Here is a 3,208-nt window from a genome sequence, read left to right as displayed (position 1 = left end):
CGGGCGGCGGCGACCGCGCCCGCGACCCCCTCCGGGGTCGCCATCGGCACGCGCCCGACCGGGCTGCCGTCGGCGGGATTGTCGATCCGGATGTGGCGGTCGGTGTCGGTGTCCTGTGTGCTCGGGCCGACGGCGAGGTCGGTCATGCTCACCTCCGAAGAGCGCTGCGGGTCGCGCAGCGCAGGGCGGGTCGGGTCGTTGTCACGAGACGGACGCAGTCGCGGCCACGGGGGAACCCGGACGCGCGGGCCTCAGCTCCGGGAGAACTCGGCGCTGACGGCGTTCGGGCCGTCGTAGGTGCGGTCGGGGATGTTGCGCAGGTGGTCGAGCACCTCGTCGTCGGCGCCCTGGTCGCGGGCGTGGCGGACGAGATCGTCGCGGCTGCACGGGTAGTCCACGCCGGAGAGGTACTTCTGCATCTGGATCGGGTTCGGTTGGCTCATGGTCATCACCTCCGGCCTGCCGCATACCCCTCGCGGGCGGCGGGTAACCGGCGACGGTGGGGCTCGACCAGGATCGGCTACTCCGGACCGCGGTGCGCGTGTCCAACACGCTGCGGTCGCACGGCGTGCGATTCGCGCTCGCCGGTGGCTGCGCGGTGTATGCGCACGGAGGCCCGGCCTCCGACCACGACCTCGACGTGTTCCTGACCGAGCGGGACGCGCCGCTGGCGCGCACGGCGCTCGTGGCGGCGGGCCTGCGGCCGGTGGACCCGCCGGAGGACTGGCTGACCAAGGTCTACGACGACGACTGCCTGGTCGACCTGATCTTCCGGCCGAACGGGAGGCCGGTGACCCCGGCGCTGCTCGACAGCGCCGAGGAGATGCGGGTGGGGGCGACGGTGGCGCCCGTGCTGCCCGCCACCGAGCTGCTGGTGGACAAACTGCTCGTGCTGGGCGAGCACCGCTGCGATCTCACCGGGCTGCTTCCGGTCGCGCGAGCGGTGCGGGAGCGGGTGGACTGGCCGTCGGTGGCCGCCGAGACCGCGTCCTCCCCGTACGCGCGGGCGTTCTTGGGCCTGCTCGCCGATCTCGGCGTCGTCTCCGCCGACGACGTGGCACCACGGCGGGACGCGGCGATCCCGATGACGCGGAAGGAGTCACGATGAACCGCAGCGGCCCCAGCGGCGGCGACGCCGCCCGGGACGCCCCGGGCGCGCGGTACCGGGGTGGGCACGGTGAGGCGCCGGAGTACCGCGCGGCGCGGCTGCGCAGGACGCTGGCCGAGGACACCCGCACCGCCGAGCTCGGCATCCAGGTCAGCGTGCGGGGCGAGCACGTGTACCTGAGCGGGTCGGTGGCCTCGGCCGCGTGCAAGGAGTCGCTGGACACCGTGCTGCTTGAGCGGGAACCGGCGCTGGCCGTGCACAACGACGTCCGGGTGGTCGAAGCGGGCGAACCCGGAGATCCCGAGGTGCTGCGATGATCCGGGTGGCCGCGGTGGGCGACGTGCACCTGGGCGCGGACGCGCGGGGCCGGTTGCGCCCCGCGCTGGAGCACCTGCCCGACCGGGCCGACGTGCTGGTGCTGGCCGGGGACCTCACCCGGCACGGCACGGCCGAGGAGGCGGCGATCGTGGCGCGTGAGTTCGGTGATCTCGGACTGCCGGTGCTGGCGGTGCTGGGCAACCACGACCACCACGCGGACGCCGTCGCCGAGGTCACCCGGGTGCTGCGGGACGAGGGGGGCATCCGCGTGCTGGAAGGCGACGGCGTGGTGTTGCCGGTCAACGGGCTGCGGCTCGGCGTGGCCGGGGTGAAGGGTTTCGGCGGCGGGTTCGAGGGTCGCTGCGCGAGCGCGTTCGGCGAACCGGAGATGAAGGCGTTCGTGGGCCACACCCTCGACATCGCCGACACGCTGCGCGCGGCGCTGGCCGCGCTGGACTGCGACGTGCGGATCGCGCTGACCCACTACGCGCCCGTGCCCGACACCCTGCACGGTGAACCGCCGGAGATCTACCCGTTCCTCGGCGCCTACCAGCTCGGCGAGGCGGTGGACGCCACCGGCACCGACCTGGCGCTGCACGGGCACGCCCACCTCGGCTGTGAGCACGGGGTGACGCCGGGCGGGGTGCGGGTGCGCAACGTGGCCCAGCCGGTGATCCGTGCCGCCTACACCGTGTACCAGCTCGGTCCGGACGGACCGCCGCACGGCGACGGGGAACGGCAGGAGACCGGCGCGGGCCTCACCGGTGGCGGCGGGCCCCGCGGTGGGGAGGAGCGACCATGACGACCGCCGTGGTGTGGGAAGGCGACGCGGACTCCCCCACCGTGCTCGTGCTGGATCCGACCGACCCACCGGCGGCAGGGGCGGAACTGCCTCCGGGGTGGGACCCGCTGGCGCGCCGGCGGCAGGTCGTGTGGTGCCGGCTGGCCGCCCCGGACGCGCTGGCGGAGGCGAGCCGGCTACTGGGCGACCCGGACGCCCTGGGCAGGCCGATCGACGTGGTGCTGCCCGGCGGCGCGGAGAAAGACCCGGCAAGCCGGCTGCTGCGGCGGCACGCGGGCGCCGTGCGCTCGGTGGTGCTGATCGACGCGGCCCCGGAGCCGACCGGAGCGGACGGGGTCGCCGGAGGCGCGGTGCCCGTGCACCACGCCGGGGACGTGTCCCTCCGGGGACGCTCGCCGGACGGCGAGGACGTGTGCGCCGACGTCCAGCGAGCACTCGACGAACTCGACCGCACGGAGGTGCGGCCACCGCACACGGACCAGCCCCGGCCGCGTCCTGGGGACTCGTGAGTCAGGACCCCGGCGCCGAGGACACCAGTTCGTCGTCGTCGATCAGCAACCGCCCGCCGTGTTCGGTCAGGGACAGCCGGTGCTTCTCGCGGACGACCCGCCCGTCCCGGGTGCTGAAGTCGACGGTCACCTCGACCACGTCGTCGGCGGCGCGCCGGGGACCGCCGACGATGTCCACCGCCTCGATGCCCGCCCAGAAGGTGTTGTAGGAGTCGCGGCCCTGGTCGCGCAGTGTGGGACCGAGGCGGCGCCAGGCCGCGTCGGTGTCACCGGGCAGCAGGCCGTAGTACTCGCGCACCGCTCGCACCGGGTCGGCGGGCTGCTCGTCCGCCGGGTCCCGCACCGCCGGAGGGTCCTCCCCCGCGCCGTCCGGATCTTCCGCGTCGTCCGGGCGGGCTTCCTCGCCCGGGTCGCCCGCGTCCTCCGCGTCTGCCCGCGCGGATGTGTCCGGCTCGCCGTCCGCCCCGGCGG

General features: G+C 75.1%; 5 protein-coding genes and 1 pseudogene. 4 read left to right on the top strand and 2 right to left on the bottom strand.

From position 1 onward, the window contains the following. Positions 1-251 precede the first annotated feature (251 nt). Positions 252-443 (bottom strand): DUF2795 domain-containing protein, encoded by a 192-nt coding sequence (locus tag SACSA_RS0103305; RefSeq protein ID WP_019813462.1) that lies wholly within the window; start codon positions 441-443, stop codon positions 252-254. Positions 444-499: 56 nt separating this feature from the next. Here SACSA_RS0103305 and SACSA_RS0103300 point away from each other — a divergent pair, with 56 nt between their 5' ends. From SACSA_RS0103300 to SACSA_RS21280, 4 genes are read left to right on the top strand one after another with little or no spacing between them, the layout of a single operon-like run. Then, positions 500-1,108: a hypothetical protein gene (locus SACSA_RS0103300; protein WP_019813461.1), complete on the top strand. Its 609-nt coding sequence runs from the start codon at positions 500-502 to the stop codon at positions 1,106-1,108. Then, entirely contained in the window at positions 1,105-1,425 is a 321-nt protein-coding gene (locus SACSA_RS0103295) for a BON domain-containing protein (RefSeq protein WP_019813460.1), read from the top strand. The genes SACSA_RS0103300 and SACSA_RS0103295 overlap by 4 nt, the downstream gene beginning before the upstream one ends. Next, complete coding sequence (locus tag SACSA_RS0103290; protein ID WP_019813459.1) at positions 1,422-2,228, top strand: metallophosphoesterase family protein; 807 nt, start codon at positions 1,422-1,424, stop codon at positions 2,226-2,228. Before SACSA_RS0103295 ends, SACSA_RS0103290 begins: the two co-directional genes overlap by 4 nt. Next, on the top strand, positions 2,225-2,737 hold the full coding sequence (locus SACSA_RS21280; RefSeq protein ID WP_019813458.1) for a hypothetical protein: 513 nt from the start codon (positions 2,225-2,227) through the stop codon (positions 2,735-2,737). The genes SACSA_RS0103290 and SACSA_RS21280 overlap by 4 nt, the downstream gene beginning before the upstream one ends. A gap of 1 nt (position 2,738) precedes the next feature. On the opposite strand, the pseudogene SACSA_RS21275 reads toward SACSA_RS21280, so the two are convergent. Further along, positions 2,739-3,208 (bottom strand): annotated as a pseudogene (locus tag SACSA_RS21275) (serine/threonine-protein kinase); the annotation flags it as partial.

The organism is Saccharomonospora saliphila YIM 90502 (assembly GCF_000383795.1).
In the GTDB taxonomy this organism is placed as follows: domain Bacteria; phylum Actinomycetota; class Actinomycetes; order Mycobacteriales; family Pseudonocardiaceae; genus Saccharomonospora; species Saccharomonospora saliphila.
The sequence above is the reverse complement of the archived record's forward strand: the minus strand, read 5'-3'. Positions and strand labels throughout refer to the sequence as shown.

Coding starts and splice junctions, on each gene's coding strand:
- SACSA_RS0103305 (WP_019813462.1), bottom strand. CDS start 443: ATGAGCCAACCGAACCCGATCCAGATGCAGAAGTACCTCTCCGGCGTG.
- SACSA_RS0103295 (WP_019813460.1), top strand. CDS start 1,105: ATGAACCGCAGCGGCCCCAGCGGCGGCGACGCCGCCCGGGACGCCCCG.
- SACSA_RS0103290 (WP_019813459.1), top strand. CDS start 1,422: ATGATCCGGGTGGCCGCGGTGGGCGACGTGCACCTGGGCGCGGACGCG.
- SACSA_RS21280 (WP_019813458.1), top strand. CDS start 2,225: ATGACGACCGCCGTGGTGTGGGAAGGCGACGCGGACTCCCCCACCGTG.